This window comes from Nocardiopsis sp. M1B1, assembly GCF_052466615.1.
On the sequence record NZ_CP196194.1, the window covers coordinates 2,590,777 to 2,606,223 of the forward strand.

The following is a 15,447-nucleotide window of genomic DNA, read 5'->3' on the forward strand; positions in this document are numbered from 1 at the left end:
GCTGGAGGCGCACCCGGCATGCTCGGTCGCGAACCGGTCACGATCGGCGTTCGTCCCCATTCCAGAGGCTGCCCTCGGGGCAGGGTCAAGCCGGGGAGCCGTCCGGTGTCGGGGACGGCGGACGAACGGGGGCGAACGAGGGGACGCCGCTTGACCCTGCCCCCGGGGCAGGGTGTGGACTGTGTGTCCGCGTGGGGCGCGGCGCCGCCCGCGGTCGCGGCGGAGGAGGAGGCATCGCGTGGCCTGGAGTACTCAGCAGCTCGCCGAGCTGGCCAACACCACGGTGAAAGCCGTCCGGTACTACCACGAGGTCGGCCTGCTGGACGTGCCGGAGCGGACGGCGAACGGCTACAAGCAGTACCAGGTCCCGCACCTGGTCCGTCTGCTCCAGATCAAGCGGTTGAGCGATCTGGGCGTCCCGCTGTCGGAGGTGGCGTCGATGGGACGGGCGGACGAGGACCCGGACGAGGCGATCCGCGTGCTGGACAAGGAGCTGGAGGCGACGGTCGACCGGCTCAACCGCGTGCGGGCGGAGCTGGCCGTCATCCTGCGCCACCGCGCACCGGCCTACGTTCCCCCCGCGTTCGCGCCGGTCTCCCACGAGTTCTCCGACCGGCAGCGGTCGTTGCTGATGGTCTACTCGACCGTTCTCAGCGAGAAGTCCGTCGAGAAGTTCCGCGAACTGATCAACGACCCCGACGAGACGGACGAGGAGTTCGAGGCCCTTCCCGAGGACGCCGACGACGACGCGATCGACCGCCTCGCCGCGCGCATGCTGCCGGTCGTGCGCAGACGGAGTGAGGAGAACCCGTGGTCGGCCGACCCCGCCGGTGACGCGCCGGGCGGCGCGGAGCGCGCCGAACGCACGATGGCCGAGGCCATGGTGCAGTTGTACAACCCCGCGCAGCTGCGGGTGCTGAAGCGTCTGAGCGACCTCCTCCGGGAGGAGGCTCCGGGCGGGGGCGGCGACGCGCCCTGACGCGGTGTCGGGGGTGGCCCGGAGCCCGGGGCGGTCAGCGCTCGTGCCCGTACCCCTGGCGGGTCCGGGCCGGAGCGGACCCGTTCGCGGCCGGCCGTCGGACCCTCACCAGCTGCGCGAGCAGGGCCAGCACGGGCAGCTCCACCAGCGGTCCCACCACCAGCGCGACCGCGATCAGGGGCCGGTCGGGGAAGGCCGCGACCGCGATGGCCAGCGCGATGGGCGAGTTGCGGGCCGTGGTGGTCATGACCAGGGTGACCCCCTGGTCGGCCGGGAGGCGCAGCAGCCGGGACAGGCCGGTGGCGATCAGGGGCAGCGCCACGAAGAAGACCGCCAGCGGCGGTAGCAGGGCGAGCAGGTCGGCGCCGTGTTCCAGGACGGTGCGGGCCTGCCAGGCGAACATCGCCAGCACGGCCGCGTACAGCAGCGGCAGGACCAGGCGCGAGGCCGGTCCGGTGACGTACCGCTCGCGCCAGGCGGCCCCCTTGAACCGGTACGAGACCCACCGCAGCACCGCGGCCAGGGCCAGCGGGACGACGAGGACGAGCAGGACCGACTCGGCCAGGGTGGCGGCGTCGACCATGGCGGCCCGCCCGCCCAGCAGCAGCACGTACACCGGCAGCAGCGCGAGCTGGAGGACGAGGTTGACCGGCAGCAGTGCGGCGGCGATGCCGGTGTGCCCGCGCGCCATGGCGGTGAAGACCAGGTACCAGTCCGTGCACGGGGTCACCAGCAGCAACAGCAGACCGATGCGCAGGTCCGGTTCGCCTCCGAGCAGCCCCGCTCCCAGGGCCCAGGCCAGGGCCGGGGTGAACACGAAGTTGAGCACCAGGCTGACGGCGACCAGGGTCCTGGCGCGCCCGACCTCGCCCACGTGCGCGGCGTCCATCTGCACGAACACGGCGGTGAGCATGGCCAGCAGGGCGGGCAGCACCACGTGCTCGGCCGCCGGGCCGACGGGCAGCAGCAGGCCCGCGGCCAGTCCCGCCACGGCTGCCACGGCCACGAACAGGCTCTGGAGGCGTTCGGCCAGCGACATCGGGTCAGTTCTCCTCGACGGGGACGAGGGCGCCGAGCAGGCGGGCGGCCTGCCCGGCCGGGGTGTCGGGGGCGGGGCGGTGGCCGGGGTGGACCCCCACGTGCAGGTGCACCCGCTGCGGGGTGAAGTCGATGCGCAGGTCCAAGAAGGCGCAGCACTGCTGTTCGGCCGCGGCCAGCTCGGCGACCTGTCCGGCCCGCTCCGAAGGCAGGCTCCAGGAGCTGCCGTGGGTGCGTTGAGTGTGGGCGGCCCCGGTCAGTAGCCCGCGCCAGGCGTCCAGGCGGCGTTCGTGGTCGCCTGTCCCCAGCAGGCAGATGGCACCGCTGGTCTGGGCCAGGGGCAGGGCGCGCGGGTGCGTCGCCCGGCTCGGCGGTGCCAGGTCGGCCAGGAAGGCGCACCCCGGATCGCAGGGGGCTTCGCGGTCGGGGAGCTGGTGCAGGCGGGTGTGCGCGGCGCGCAGCAGCGCCTGGAAGTCCGCCAGTTCGGCGGCTTGGGCGCGGGCCTGTTCCAGGCGTTGCTCCAGGCGCGGGCTCAGAGCGGCCTTGACGCGCGAGCAGGGGTGGGCCGCCCACAGTGCGGTGAGCTCGCCGATCTCCTCCAAGGCCAAGCCCAGGTGTTTGGCGGTGGTGATGAACGTGAGCCGGTCCAGGGCGCGCTCGTCGTAGAGGCGGTACCCGGCCGAAGACCGCTGCGCCGGGAGCAACCCGCGCTCCTCGTAGTAGCGCAGGGTGGTGGCCGCCACGCCGGAGCGTTCGGCCAGTTCGGAGACCCGCATCAACACCATGGGCACACGGTAGACCTTCGAGTCGACTCGAAGGTCAAGCCCGGGACGCGCACGTGCCGTGGACGGCGCTTCCCGTGGCCGGACCGCCGTCCGCTCCGGCCACGGCGGTGGCCGCGTCCGCCGACCCCCGGGTGCGGGTGCCGGGGCCGCGCGCCGCATCCGTGTCGCCTCGCCCCTCAAGCGCCCGGGGCAGCGGGCAGCGGACACGCGCGGGCCTGCTTCAGGCGCGTCCTGAGTGCGACCGACAGCAGTACGACGCCCGCGACCGCGAGCAGTGGTTGCAGGGGCGCGAACCAGGACAGGGCGCCCGAGGTGCCCAGGGCCAACAGGACGAGTTTGTTGCACACCGGGCAGCCGATGGCGAACCACGTCAGGACGACGCCGGTGACGCTCCTGGCCTCATCGGCCCTCTCCGGGGAGTTTCCGTTCCTGACGTAGGTGGCCGCCAGGAGGCCGCACAGCACGGCGGTGACGCCCCACACGGGATAGGACCACCACGTCGGTTCGATCTCCCTGGTGAAGAGGCTGTTGGGCAACAGCACCGTCGGCACTCCCAGCAGTACCAGCGCCCCCAGGGAACCGCCTGCCGCCACCAGCCACTGCCTGTGCGTCCACCGCGTCATCGCTTCGTCATCCTCTGCTGAACAGTCCGCCCGCCGGTCAGCGCGTTCACGCTCCTCCTCCGGCGGTCTCGGAGCGCGTGCCCCGGGCAGGCCCCTCCTGCCCCTCCTGAGCGGGGCCCCTCCCCTCGGAGCCCTTCGGCCCGCGCGACCGGCTCCACTGCCAGACGCCCGCCGAGAGCAGGGCGATCCCGGCCGCGGCGAGGACGAACACGTCGATCCCCGCCCCGCCGACGGCGAAGAGCCACTCCTGGACCCGGTAGCTCTGGTCGTCGAACGCCCCGACGCCGCCGAAGAGGGACGCCGTTCCGTCATAGCGCAGGAACACGATGCCGATGGCGACGAACAACAGGCCCGACAGCGTGCTCGTGGTGTGGACGCGTACGGGGCCGAGGGAGACGGCGCGTCCGCGCAGCCAGCGCTTCTCTCCCAGGTCGTAGCGGTCCCACAGCAGCGCCAGCACGAACAGCGGACCGGCCATCCCCAGCGCGTAGACCGCCAGGAGCACGGCACCGCGCAGGGGCCCGCCGGTGGCCGCGACGGTCAGGACCGCGCCGAGGATCGGCCCGGAGCAGAAACCGGCGAATCCGTACACCGCGCCCAGCCCGAAGACCGAGACGGTGTTCGTGCGCCCGGAGAAGCGCCCCTGGAGGCGCTGGGCCAGCCGCGAGGAGAACCCGAAGCCCACGATCTGCGCCACGCCGAAGGCGATGACGAGCGAGCCCGCGACGGTGATGAGGAGTTCGCGCTCTCCGTAGAACAGGCGGCTGACCGCGGCCGACCCCGCGCCGAGCGGAACCAGCGTGGTGCACAGGCCCAGGTAGAACACGCCGGTGCGGGCCAGGAGGCGGCGCGGGTCGCGGAACGCGTACCCGAAGAAGGAGGGGAGCAGCAGGGCGCTGCACGGGCTGAACAGGGCGAGCACGCCGCCCGCCAGGGCCGCGACGAGACCGACGTCAGCCATCGCCGTCCCTCCCGGCGTCCGCCAGCGCGTCCTCGACCGCCGACACGAACACGGAGAGCGGCTGGGCGCCCATGAGGGGCTGGCCGTTGACGAGGAAGGCGGGGGTGGAGGTGACCCCGATCCTCTGCGCCTCCGCGAAGTCGCGGCTCACCATCGCGGCGGCCTCGTCGCCGTGCCGGTCCTCCTCGAAGCGCCCGGGGTCCATGCCCAGCTCCGCGACGATCCCGTCCAGCACCTCTTCGAGGGCCTCGCCCTCGAACTTCTCCCCGTGGGCGAAGTAGGCCTCGTGGAACTCCCAGAACCCGCCCTGCATCCCGGCGGCCCGGGCGGCGTGGGAGACCGTCTCCGAGGAACCGGTGATGATGGGGAAGTCCCGCCACTCGATGCGCAGGTCCCCCCGTTCGACGTAGTGCATCAGCTCGGGTTGGGTCTCCCGGGCCCAGCGGCCGCAGTAGGGGCAGTTGTAGTCGGAGTAGGCCACCATGACCACGGGGGCGTCGACCTCGCCCATCGCGGCGGGGTCCCCGGGGTCCCGGCGGGCCAGCAGGGCCCCGAACTCCCGCTGGTCGGGGGTCTGGCCGTCGGCTCCGGCGGCGTGGGGAGCGGAGTCGGCCGCCGGCTCCCGCGCCGCCGGTTCCCGCGCACGGTCGTCCATGGCCCGGTTGGCCACGAGCAGACCCGCGACGACCACCAGGGCGAGGCCGGCGAACAGGAGGCCCCGCCAGGAACCGCCGCCGCCCCCGTCCGGGGTGCGCCCCCGCCCGCGCTCCGCGCCCGGCGAGGGCCGGGCGTTCACCTGCTTCTTCCCGTGGCCGGGTACGGACCCGGATGAGCTGGACATGTGGGTGCCCCTCGGTCGACTCACGCTGTTTCTATCCAGCTTAGTACAGTTTCTATGCCGGATAGAAGAAGCGTGCGGGGAACGGTGAGCGGTGTCTCCTCGGGGGCGGGCCCGCGGCGGTGGCCCCGACCGGGAAGCACGTGGACCGCCCCCAGAGAGCCGCGCGCGGGGACGGGCACGGCGCACCGGGTGTGCTCCGGTCGGGGCGGCCGGGGCGCCTTCCGGTGCGGACCGCGGACGGAGGAGTCAGTAGGCCGCGCAGTCGCAGTACGGGAGGAGGACCCCGGCCAGCGCCGAGGCGACCGTGATCACCAGGGGAGCCGAGACCAGGGCGGCGACCAGCGCGGTGCGCGCACGCGTCCTCCACCGTCGGCATCCGGCGAGCGGTGCGACCTGGCGCCGGACCCGGTCGACCGGACAGGCGCCGCCGATGGACAGGACCTGCGGGGAACGGCTCCGACCGGCCTCCGCCAGGGCTCCCAGGGCGTGCACCAGCGGGCGCACGCCGACCTCGCGCACGGCCCGGTCGTCGGCGGCCCACTCCACGAGGACGGGCACCTCGGACGCCGCCGCCCGGAAGAGGGGGACCCGGGGGAAGGCGGAGTCGAGCAGGCGCACCCACCCGACCACGAGGTGGTGGCGTTGGCGCAGGTGGGCCCTCTCGTGGGCCAGGACGGCGCGTACCTGGGGCCCGCTCAGCACCGCCAGGGCGCCACGGGTGATGACCACGCCACCCCGCGCGCCGGGGACGCAGTAGGCCCCGCTCTCGGCGGAGTCGACCAGCCACACCCGCTGACCGTGCAGGAGGCGGCGCCGCGCGCGGGAGAGCAGGTCACGGTGGTGGGAGCGCCTCCAGGAGCTGCCCGCCCTCCCGCGCCGCACTCCCGTCCACAGCAGGCGCAGCGCCGCCGCCAGGACCAGCGCGGCGCTGACGCCCACGCCCCACCCGGCGTTGCCGCGCTCCAGGGCCTGCAACACGCTCAGGCACGCGGCCAGGACGGCCTTGACCGAGGGCCCCAGGAGTTCGGCTGCGAACACGGCTGCCAGAGCCGCGCAGGAGGCCGTCCAGACCGCGGTCGCCAGGGTCCACAGCGCCAGCATCGCCCCCGGCCCGGGGCCGCAGGAGCGGGAGGCGCGGCGCAGGAGGTCCGGCCCTCTGACGCCGAGTGCGACGACAGAGCAGACGGCGGCCAACGGCCAGATCACGCCTCCTCCTCGGGAGGGAGGCCGTCGAGCAGGGTGCGCAGGGCGCGCACGTCCTGGGGGCTCATGCCGTCCACGAACCGCAGCAGCGTGGCCTCGGAGTCACGGCTGCCGGTCAGCGCCTCGTGCATCACGTCGGCGGCGTGCGCCGAACGGTCCCGCACGGGGCGGTAGAACCACACGCGGCCGAGCTGTTCGCGGTCGACCCACCCCTTGCGCCTGAGGTTCTCCAGAACGGTGGAGATGGTGGTGTAGGCGGTCGCGTGGTCGGTGAGGCGCTCGCGCACCTGCCGCACCGCCAAGGGTTCGGACGCCTCCCACAGGACCTCCATGACCGCCGCCTCCAACGGTCCGAGTCCAGGAATCATGACGACCGTGTCCCACCTTTCGCCGCGCGGATCGGGTTCAGCATAGTGGTGCCCCCTCTCAGTCCCGTTCGGCCTCGGAGCGGGCCACGGCGACGTAGGAGCCGTCGCCGTCGCCCGCCTCCACCAGTACCGGGCCGCGCTCCGGCCCCGCCACGGGGATCTCCCACGCTCCCTCCTCCAGGGGCCGCCCGTCGGCCGTGGACAGGACGCGGTTCCCGTCGTCGGCGGCGGTGTACAGCAGGCCGCCGACGACGCGCACGGGGCGTTCGCCGGAACGGGCCCCCACCGACCAGAGCTCTTCCTGGGAGGGTCCCCCGCGGCCCAGGAGCACGGGCGCGTTCGTCGCCGCGGAGACGCCCGCGACCGCCGCGCGCCCGGAGCCGTCCCCGATCGTGACGGGTTCGGTGTGCGAGGACAGCTCCGCCAGGAGGCGGCCGTCGCGTATGTCGTGCACCGTGTACACCGCCGCCCCGCCGCGTTCCCAGCGCAGGGTCACGAGCCCGGCGGAGTCGCTCGCGGGACGGCGGCCGTAGGTCAGGGTGCTCTCTCCCGGCTCGTGGGCCAGGGAGTCGGGGACGGGGAGTCCGGCACCCCGCCACAGCTGTTCGCCCGAGGAGGTGTCGATCGCGCGGAGCCCGCCGTCGCGGTGGACCAGGAGGGTTCCCTGGTATTCGTGGAGCACCGCGTCACCGTCCTCCTCGTCGGCCGCCACCGCCCCGGTGTCCGCGGCCAGGGCGACCTTGGGACCGGTCTCCTCGCTCATGACCGTGTGCGAGACCCGGGCGAAGACCAGGCCGGGGCCCACCCACGTGCCCGGCACCTCGGTGGGCCCCCAGACCCTACGCCCGGTGGAGGGGTCGTAGGCCGCGGCGGTGACCGTGGCGGCCAACAGGCCGCGTTCGGGCGCGGCGTCGCTGTCCAGGAGTACGACCAGCTCCCCGCCCCGGCCGTCGCGGGTCGTGGTGAACCCCGTGCAGCTCGGGTTGCGCGGCGTCGACCAGCGGGTGCGCCCTCGGGCGTCCACCCCGAGGAAGCGCAGGTCCCCGCCCCCGTCGTCGGCGACCAGACCGACGAAACCGTCGTCGGTGGCCTTGGGCTCGGAGGAGTAGGGGGAGGTCCACAGCCCCCGGTCGCCGAGCACGCCGGGGACGCGCGCGGCGTCCACGGCCACCGGGGGAGCGGGCGGTTCGTCCAGGGGCCGTGCGTCCCGGGGAGCGGCGAGTTCGGGCCTGCCGCAGGCGGTGAGCACCAGCAGCAGGCACGCCGCGGCGGCCGTGCGCACCGGGTTGCGTGACCGTCGCGTTCGGCCCGGTCCGGGGGCGTTCCGGCGGGGCAGGGGCCGTCCGGGAGTCTGGAGGGGGGTCATGGTCACCGCCCGGCCGCGCGCAGTGCAGCGTCGATGCTGTCGGTGAAGGCCTCCAGGGGCTGGGCGCCCAGCACGGGGTCGCCGTTGACGAGGAAGGCCGGTGCGCCGCTCATCCCCATGTCCTGCCCCTCGGTGAAGTCCCGTTCCACGGCCGCCGCGGCCCCGGCGGAGTCCAGGTCGCGGGCGAAGGCGTCGGTGTCCAGGCCGATTTCCCCGGCGGCGCCGCGCATGCTCGCGCGCACCTCGTCCGCGTCGCCGGTGAAGTCCTCCGGGGCGGCGTAGACGCGGGCGTGGTACTCCCAGAAGCGGTCCTGGTTCCCGGCGGCGACCGCCCCCCGGGCGAGCAGGCGGGAGCCCTCTCCGAGGTAGGGGAACTCGCGCCATTCGATCCGGACCAGCCCCGGGTCGACGTAGGCCCCGACCAGTTCGGGCTGGGTCCGGTGGACCCAGTCGGCGCAGAACGGGCAGAGGTAGTCGGAGTAGACGATGAGCACCACCGGGGCGTCGGCGGCCCCCATCGCGTGCGGGTCGGCCGGGTTCCGGCGGGCCAGTTCCTCTCCCGCGGCCCGTGTCTCCTCGCTGACCGTGTCGGCGGCGGTCCCGCTGGGAGAGCCCGCGGCCCCGGAGCCCTCGGCGTTCACGAAGAGGGCCGTGAGCAGTAGCAGCGCACAGGCGGCCCCGGCCAGCAGGAGGGCCGGGGCGCTGTTGCGTCGGGATGGCTCGGACATGGTCGGGGGCCTCGCACGCGGTAGCTTCTATGGACGATAGTTTTTATTCTATTCAGGATAGAACAACGTCCGTCGGCGGGCCGGGCTCCGGTGCGCGCCGAGCCGCGGGCGGGGCGGGGACCGGTCGACGGGGACGCCGACGCCCGGGGCGCTGCTCGGGGCGCTTCGGCCCGCGCCCGCTCCGGTCCGGGGTGAGCGCGCCCGCGCGTGCTTCCCCGCCGCCGTGACCGTCGGGGAAGCCCCCATTCGTGCGCGTTCGGGATGCCCCTGTGGACGTCAGGCGTCGTCGAGATCGACGGTGGGCAGGGGCGTGACCGCCGGGCCGTTGAGCACGCTGCCGTCGGTGTCGTACCGGGAGCCGTGGCAGGGGCAGTCCCAGCTGGTCTCCGCCGCGTTCCAGGCCAGTCGGCAGCCCAGGTGGGTGCAGTTCAGGCTGACGGCGTGGAGCCCGCCCCGCTCGTCGCGGTACGCGCCTACGGAGTCGCCGTCGATCTCGATGACGCCGCCCTGACCCCGGTCCAGGTGGCTGCCGTGGTGGGGGCGCAGTCGGCCCAGGTGTCCGCCGACCATGTCCGCACCGACCTTGAGGTTGTCCTTGATCAGCCGTCCCACGGCCTTGGCGTCACCGACGCGGGTCGCGTCGAACATCGCCAGCCAGGGGTTGTCGCGGCCCTGCAGGAGGTCGCTCAGGATGACGGCGGCGGCGGTGCCGTTGCTCAGGCCCCACTTGTTGAACCCGGTCGCCACCAGGATCCGGTCGTTCATCGACGAACGACCGATGTAGGGCACCTGGTCGGCCGTGGTGTAGTCCTGGCCCGACCAGCGGTACTCCACCGCATCCACGTCGAAGGTGGACCTGGTCCACTGTTCCAGGTCGTCCCACAACGCCCGGGTGTCCTGCCCGGTGCCGACCTCGTGACCGCCGCCCACCACGATCAGCCCGTTGGGGCCGCGGTCCAGCCACGGGCGTGTGGACCTGCTGGGCGAGTCGATCGAGATCGCCATCTCCTGGGGCGCCGGACCGTGGAGCCGAGCCGCCAGCCCGAAGGACCGGAAGGGGCGCGTCCTGGCGAAGTACCCCCCGATCATGTTGATCGGCAACAGCGTCGCCACCACCACGGAGCCTGCGCGGACCGTCGCGTCGTCGGTGCGCACGCGCACGGTGCCGTCCCGGTCCTCATCCACCTCCAGCACGCGGGTGTGCTCGAACACCTGACCGCCGGCCGCCGAGAGCGCCTCGGCCAGCCCGGCGACGTAGCGGCCCGAGTGGAAGTGCAGCTGGTGGTCGAACCGTACCGCCGCCTCGATCCCGAAGGGCAGGTCGGTCGTCTCCACCAGCGACGCCGGAAGGCGCAGGCGCTGGGCCGCGGCCGCCTCCTCCTCCAGGGTCCGGCGCTGCTCGGGGTCACGGGTGTAGGCCACGGCGGGCGCGCGGGTGAGGTCGCAGTCGATGCCGTACTCACCGGCCAGTTCCGCGACCAGTTCCACCCCGGCCTGGTTGGCGTCGGCGTACACGCGGGCCCGATCCTGGCCGTAGCGGTCGACCAGCCCCGCGTAGACCAGCCCGTGCTGGGAGGTGACCTTGCCGGTGGTGTGCCCCGTCGTGCCCTGTCCCAGGCGCCCCGCCTCCAGCACCGCGACGCTGCCCGCACCGGCCCGCCGCGCCAGCAGCGCCGTGGTCAGCCCGACGATGCCGCCTCCCACCACCGCTACGTCGACCTCCACGTCTTGGTCCAGACGGGGAAACTCCGGTCGGTTCTCCACGACCGTCCACACGCTCCTGTGCTGCATCCTCTGCCCCTCCCGTTCAGGTCCAGACGCCGTCGGCCCCCGTGCGACGGACAGCGCCTACACCAGCTACCCAGCGTTCCCGGTCGCTACCGCCGGGGTCCTGGGAAGGGCGTTGGCCCGTGCCACTTTCAGAACCGGGGGAGGGAGGACGGCGAACCAACCGGAATCCATTCCGGAGAGTCCCCCGGCGACACCGCTGAAGCCGACCGGGCGGTGTCGCCGCCGAAGCCGCGGTCCGGGATGTTGGTGTGACCAGTGCCCGGGACCCCGTGTTGGGGAAGGCCGTCTGGTCAGTCACCGAGTGCGTCGGCCATGGCGTCGAGGTCGGTGAGCAGCGTCGCCAGGCGGCCTGCGGGAACACCGCTGATCATGCGTTCCTCGACGGCGTAGACGGCTCTGCGGGCGGAGTGCAGGCGTTCCCGACCCGCCGGGGTCAGGTGCACGGGCAGGGTGCGGCCGTGTTCCGCGGACACCGGCCGGGTGACCAGACCGGAGCCCTCCAGACCACGCAGGACGACATTGGCGGACTGCCGGGTGACGAAGGTGCCGCGGGCGAGGTCGGCGTTGGACAGTCCGGGCCGCTGGTCGAGGAGTTCCAGGCAGGAGTACTGCGGAACGGTCAGCCCGTGCTCGCGCAGCGCCTTGTCCATGGCGTTGCGCAGAGCGGACGAGGTGCGTTTGAGGCGGTATCCCACATGTTCGGTGACGTCCCGGGCCGGATGCGGCGGCGGGACGGGTGTCCGATCTTCCATGTCAGTATTTTGACATAAGCGGCGGCGGTCGCCTACAGTCGCCTATGTCAAAGTCCTGACATAAGAATCCCTGGAGGAGTCATGACCGCCACCGTCGAGGGCCCCGACTTCGTCGCCCTGCAAGTCACGGACGTGCCCGCCGCCGCGGCCTTCTTCGAGGAGCACCTCGGCCTGCGCCGCGCCCCCGTCTCCCCGCCTCACGCGGTGGTCTTCGCCACCGCTCCGATCCCCTTCGCCGTCCGGGAGCCGCTCCCGGGCACCGACCTGACCGGCGACCGTGCCCCGGGCCTGGGCGTGGTGCTGTGGCTGCGCACCGACGACGCCGTCGAGTTGCACGCGCGGCTCGTCGAGGCGGGGGTCGAGGTGGCCGGTCCGGTGCAGGACAGCCCCTTCGGTCCGAAGTTCACCTTCACCGGCCCCGAGGGTTACCAGCTCACCGTCCACGGAGGCTGACCGCGTTCGATGTCCGGCCCGGCTGTGTCGGCGATGGGTGGTGCGCTCCCCGTGCGCGGGGATGGGGCGCGACCACTGCTGACTTCCGCGTTCGGCGGCCACGGAAAACCGCTCGACGGCTTCGCGGCGTCCTGACACAGTGGCGCACCATGACGAGTTCCGAACTTGTGACCGCCGCGGACGTGCGGCTCATGCAGGGGCTGGCGCAGCGCGTCACCGCGATCCGCCCGGACCTGGTGAACAGCGACGCCTCGTTCGGTGAGCTGGCCTGGAACTGGGGCAGGGGGCACGCCAGCGACGGCGCGACCTGGCCGCGTCGCCTGTGGTTCTCCGGCGGGGAACTGGTGGCGTGGGGCTGGGTCCGCCTTCCGCGCCGGGTGAGGCTGAGCGACGGCTCGGTCAGGGACGTCACCGGCGCCTACCTGATGCACCAGGTCCACCCCGACCACGCCGAACTGGTCGACGAGGTGATCGCCTGGTACGACGCCACGGCGGCGGGCCTCGAACGCACGGTGCTGCCCAGCGCCGCCGACGGGTTCGCCCTGGAACGGTGGGCGGCGCACGGCTACGGGACCGACCCCGAATCACTCGGCGACGACGGGACCTGGACCCAGCTCAACGAACGCGACCTCACCGACGTGGAACAGCCGGTGCTGCCGACCGGGTTCCGGTTCCGCACCGCCGACGAGGCCGGGCCGGAAGCCGCGGTCCGGGCCCATCTGGACGCCTGGGCACCCTCGGCGTACACGGCCGAGGCCTACCGGGGCGTCCGGCGGACGCCGGGGTACCGCGGCGACCTGCACGTCCTGGTGGAGGCGCCGGACGGGACGATGGCGTCCTCGACGATCATGTGGCTCGACGAGGCCAACGGGGCCGTCGAGTTCGAGCCGGTCGGCACGCATCCGGACTACCGGCGCCTGGGGCTGGGCAGGGCGATGCTGCTGCACGGGATGCACCTGGCGAGGGCGGCCGGGGCCACCCACGCGACGGTCGCCTGCCTGGGCGCGCCGGGGCACCCCGAGGCGCGCGGGCTGTACTACGGCGTCGGGTTCCGGATGCTCGTGCGCGACGCGCCGCTCGCCAAGGCCGCGACCGAGAAGTGACGTCCGTGTGACTCCTGATGCATGAGATGGGCGTGTGGTCCCTGGTGTCCTCGGGTAGGGGCGGGCCAGTCATCCGACAGGGAGGAGACCGGACATGAGCGTTCCGGAGGAGTCCAGGCCCAAGACCACGGACACCGACCAGGTCGTCGACGCCGATCACAGCGACGACGCCCGCGAGCCGGACACCCGAGGAGAACTGGAGGCCGAGCTCCAGGACAGGATGGAGGAGCAGGACCTCAGCCGCGAGGACTTCGGCAGGGAGTGAACCGGCCACGGTCCCGGGGCCGCACCGACCGACGGCGGCTCCGGGACCGGCCTGTCCGCGCGGCGAATGGATAGGCTCCCCGAATGAGCGACCCCTCCGCGCACGCCGCTCCCGAACCGCGGGACCCCCTCACCCGTCTCCGCCTCCGCGCCAACCGGAGCGAACGCAGCAGGAAGGTCTTCTACGGTCTCTACCAGGGCCTTTCCTTCGGCTGCGTCATGGGCCTCGCCCATTTCCTACTGCGCGATTCCGACCCGTGGACCTCGCTCCTGTACGGGGTCGGCTTCGGCGCGTTCTTCGGCTCGTCCATGGCCCTGTTCACCACCCCGCCGCGACCGCGGGTGTCCCGCGACCCGGCGGTGCAGGCCGCCATCGCCCCCGAGACCCTGCGCGCCGCCACCGAGCGGCTGATCCTCGGTCGGCCCGGCGCCGACCCCGAAACCAACCGTGTGGCCGCCCTCCAGGCCGAACAGGTGCTCAACGCCCCCTCCGTGAAGATCCCGGTGGCGGTGGCGGCCCTCGTCGCGGCCGCCTGCGCCCTGGGCGCCCTCGCGCTGCCCTCCGGTGGGACACTGGACTTTCCGCGCGCACTGCTGGGGACGATCGCCCTCGCCTGTGTCCTGATCCCGTGCCTCATGTTTCCGGCGCGGCTCCTCCACCGGCGGCGCAGCAGGGAGTTCCTGGCGCTGCACACCCCGCCCGACCGCGACCGCTCCGACTCCGGCCGCGACTGACCCGAGGCCCCGTCCGGGACCGCGCGTCGGCCCCGACCGACCCCGCCCACAGGCGGATACGCTGTCCCGGTCCGCGCGAGGCGCGCGCGGACCCGCGAACAGCGAAAGCGAGAAGATGAGCCCTTCGATCGCCACCAACACCCGTGTCGACCTCGATGGCCTGCTGGAGTTCGTGCGCCCCCGCCACCACGCGCTCCTCATCACCCGCCGCGCGGACGGCGGGCCCCAGGCCTCCCCGGTGACCTGCGGCGTCGACACCCAGGGCCGGATCGTGGTCTCCACCTATCCCGAGCGGGCCAAGACCCGCAACGCCCGGCGCGACCCCCGGGTCAGCGTCGTGGTCCTGTCCGACGACTTCGACGGCGCCTGGGTCCAGGTCGACGGCGAGGCCGAGGTCATCGACGGGGAGGACGCGGTCGAGCCCCTGGTCGAGTACTTCCGCGTGATCTCCGGCGAGCACCCCGACTGGGACGAGTACCGCGAGGCGATGCGCCGCCAGGGCAAGTCCCTCGTCCGCGTCACCCCGAAGCGGTGGGGCCCGGTCGCCACCGGCGGCTTCCCCGCCGACCGGGTCTGAGCCCGACCGCCGAGCGCGGCCCCGGCCCGGGACGGGGTTCCGCCGACCGGACCCGGGCCCGAACCCGGCAGCCCGGCCGCCGCGGCCTCCGGGTCACCGCCCCGCGGGCGGCGGCCGCCAGTCGTCGTCCGGAGGCGCGGCCCCGCGGTCCGGCGGATCCCCGCCCTCGGGCGGCGGCTTCCAGTCCTCACCGGAGGAGGCTCCCGTGGTTCCCTCCCCGGGCCGGGCGGTCCCCAGGCCAGGCATGCTGCCCCTGTCCCAGCCGGTCGGGTACCGCCTGCCCTCGGGCCGCTCCTTCCAGTAGTCCGGCGAGCGCACGGCCTCCTGCTTGCGGATCGTGTCCCTGCGGATGATCCACAGCACGAGGAGGATCACCCCGATCGGGATCACGAGGGCCATCAGGATTCCGAACAGCGCGCCGGGTGACGTCCACTCCATCGCCTTCCTCCTTCAGTTGGGGGTGCGGCCCTCACAGGGCCGCGAGAAGCTCGCGGCACGCGCACTCGCAGCGGCGGCACGCCTCGGCGCACACCCAGCAGTGCTCGTGCCGGGCGGCGTGCCGGTCGCACTCCTCGCCGCACAGGCGGCAGGCCTCCGCGCACGCCTTGACCAGCGTCCGGACGAGGGTGTCGTCCTCCCCGGTCCGGCGCGAGAGCACCCGCTGGGTGGACTCGCACACGTCGGCGCAGTCCAGGTCCAGGCGCACGCAGGCGACCAGGTCGGCCACCGCCCGTTCGGCCAGGCAGGAGTCCGCGCACAGCACGCACGCCTGAGCGCACGTCCCGCAGGCCTCGATGCAGGCCCGCACCTTCTCCTCGACACCGTCGCCCCGGCGGCCGGAGCGGGTGTCCAGCATCTGTTCGACGACGCTCATGACTCC

The 15,447-nt window shown here is 73.5% G+C and carries 19 protein-coding genes; 6 read left to right on the forward strand and 13 right to left on the reverse strand.

Annotated elements, in window-relative coordinates; translation table 11 throughout:
• Positions 1-238 precede the first annotated feature (238 nt).
• A complete protein-coding gene (locus tag ACSTA4_RS11060; RefSeq protein ID WP_444963448.1) occupies positions 239-979 on the forward strand; it encodes a MerR family transcriptional regulator in 741 nt (246 codons plus the stop codon).
• Between the two features lie 34 nt (positions 980-1,013).
• Here the strand turns inward: ACSTA4_RS11060 and ACSTA4_RS11065 are convergent, their stop codons facing one another.
• From ACSTA4_RS11065 to ACSTA4_RS11115, 11 genes are all read right to left on the reverse strand, one after another.
• The gene (locus tag ACSTA4_RS11065) at positions 1,014-2,018 is read right to left on the reverse strand and encodes an arsenic resistance protein (protein WP_444963449.1); all 1,005 of its coding nucleotides are present in this window, start codon (positions 2,016-2,018) and stop codon (positions 1,014-1,016) included.
• Between the two features lie 4 nt (positions 2,019-2,022).
• Positions 2,023-2,802, reverse strand: coding sequence for a MerR family transcriptional regulator (locus tag ACSTA4_RS11070; RefSeq protein WP_444963450.1), 780 nt, complete (start codon positions 2,800-2,802; stop codon positions 2,023-2,025).
• Positions 2,803-2,978: 176 nt separating this feature from the next.
• Positions 2,979-3,425: a hypothetical protein gene (locus tag ACSTA4_RS11075; RefSeq protein WP_444963451.1), complete on the reverse strand. Its 447-nt coding sequence runs from the start codon at positions 3,423-3,425 to the stop codon at positions 2,979-2,981.
• A 46-nt stretch (positions 3,426-3,471) separates the two neighbouring features.
• Positions 3,472-4,386, reverse strand: coding sequence for a cytochrome c biogenesis CcdA family protein (locus ACSTA4_RS11080; RefSeq protein ID WP_444963452.1), 915 nt, complete (start codon positions 4,384-4,386; stop codon positions 3,472-3,474).
• Positions 4,379-5,227, reverse strand: a complete 849-nt coding sequence (locus ACSTA4_RS11085; RefSeq protein ID WP_444963453.1) for a DsbA family protein — start codon at positions 5,225-5,227, stop codon at positions 4,379-4,381. The genes ACSTA4_RS11080 and ACSTA4_RS11085 overlap by 8 nt, the downstream gene beginning before the upstream one ends.
• A 246-nt stretch (positions 5,228-5,473) precedes the next feature.
• Entirely contained in the window at positions 5,474-6,433 is a 960-nt protein-coding gene (locus tag ACSTA4_RS11090) for a M56 family metallopeptidase (RefSeq protein ID WP_444963454.1), read from the reverse strand.
• Positions 6,430-6,798, reverse strand: a complete 369-nt coding sequence (locus ACSTA4_RS11095; RefSeq protein WP_013152389.1) for a BlaI/MecI/CopY family transcriptional regulator — start codon at positions 6,796-6,798, stop codon at positions 6,430-6,432. The genes ACSTA4_RS11090 and ACSTA4_RS11095 overlap by 4 nt, the downstream gene beginning before the upstream one ends.
• A 58-nt stretch (positions 6,799-6,856) precedes the next feature.
• Complete coding sequence (locus tag ACSTA4_RS11100) at positions 6,857-8,080, reverse strand: outer membrane protein assembly factor BamB family protein (RefSeq protein WP_444963455.1); 1,224 nt, start codon at positions 8,078-8,080, stop codon at positions 6,857-6,859.
• A gap of 86 nt (positions 8,081-8,166) precedes the next feature.
• Entirely contained in the window at positions 8,167-8,892 is a 726-nt protein-coding gene (locus tag ACSTA4_RS11105) for a DsbA family protein (protein ID WP_444963456.1), read from the reverse strand.
• A gap of 276 nt (positions 8,893-9,168) precedes the next feature.
• Positions 9,169-10,683: an FAD-dependent oxidoreductase gene (locus ACSTA4_RS11110; RefSeq protein WP_444963457.1), complete on the reverse strand. Its 1,515-nt coding sequence runs from the start codon at positions 10,681-10,683 to the stop codon at positions 9,169-9,171.
• A 290-nt stretch (positions 10,684-10,973) separates the two neighbouring features.
• On the reverse strand, positions 10,974-11,435 hold the full coding sequence (locus tag ACSTA4_RS11115) for a MarR family winged helix-turn-helix transcriptional regulator (protein WP_444963458.1): 462 nt from the start codon (positions 11,433-11,435) through the stop codon (positions 10,974-10,976).
• A gap of 81 nt (positions 11,436-11,516) precedes the next feature.
• Between ACSTA4_RS11115 and ACSTA4_RS11120 the strand changes: the two genes are divergently transcribed.
• The 5 genes from ACSTA4_RS11120 (at position 11,517) to ACSTA4_RS11140 (ending at position 14,567) form a co-directional block, all read left to right on the forward strand.
• Positions 11,517-11,888 carry a VOC family protein gene (locus ACSTA4_RS11120; protein WP_444963459.1) on the forward strand — a complete coding sequence of 124 codons (372 nt, stop codon included), beginning with the start codon at positions 11,517-11,519 and terminating at the stop codon, positions 11,886-11,888.
• Positions 11,889-12,037: 149 nt separating this feature from the next.
• On the forward strand, positions 12,038-12,991 hold the full coding sequence (locus ACSTA4_RS11125; RefSeq protein WP_444963460.1) for a GNAT family N-acetyltransferase: 954 nt from the start codon (positions 12,038-12,040) through the stop codon (positions 12,989-12,991).
• A gap of 94 nt (positions 12,992-13,085) precedes the next feature.
• Complete coding sequence (locus ACSTA4_RS11130) at positions 13,086-13,256, forward strand: hypothetical protein (protein WP_378806092.1); 171 nt, start codon at positions 13,086-13,088, stop codon at positions 13,254-13,256.
• Between the two features lie 83 nt (positions 13,257-13,339).
• Positions 13,340-13,990, forward strand: coding sequence for a hypothetical protein (locus ACSTA4_RS11135; RefSeq protein WP_444963461.1), 651 nt, complete (start codon positions 13,340-13,342; stop codon positions 13,988-13,990).
• Positions 13,991-14,105: 115 nt separating this feature from the next.
• Positions 14,106-14,567 (forward strand): PPOX class F420-dependent oxidoreductase, encoded by a 462-nt coding sequence (locus tag ACSTA4_RS11140; RefSeq protein WP_013152396.1) that lies wholly within the window; start codon positions 14,106-14,108, stop codon positions 14,565-14,567.
• A gap of 93 nt (positions 14,568-14,660) precedes the next feature.
• Here the strand turns inward: ACSTA4_RS11140 and ACSTA4_RS11145 are convergent, their stop codons facing one another.
• Positions 14,661-15,005 carry a hypothetical protein gene (locus tag ACSTA4_RS11145; protein WP_444963462.1) on the reverse strand — a complete coding sequence of 115 codons (345 nt, stop codon included), beginning with the start codon at positions 15,003-15,005 and terminating at the stop codon, positions 14,661-14,663.
• A 31-nt stretch (positions 15,006-15,036) separates the two neighbouring features.
• Entirely contained in the window at positions 15,037-15,441 is a 405-nt protein-coding gene (locus tag ACSTA4_RS11150; protein ID WP_444963463.1) for a four-helix bundle copper-binding protein, read from the reverse strand.
• Positions 15,442-15,447: the final 6 nt, after the last annotated feature.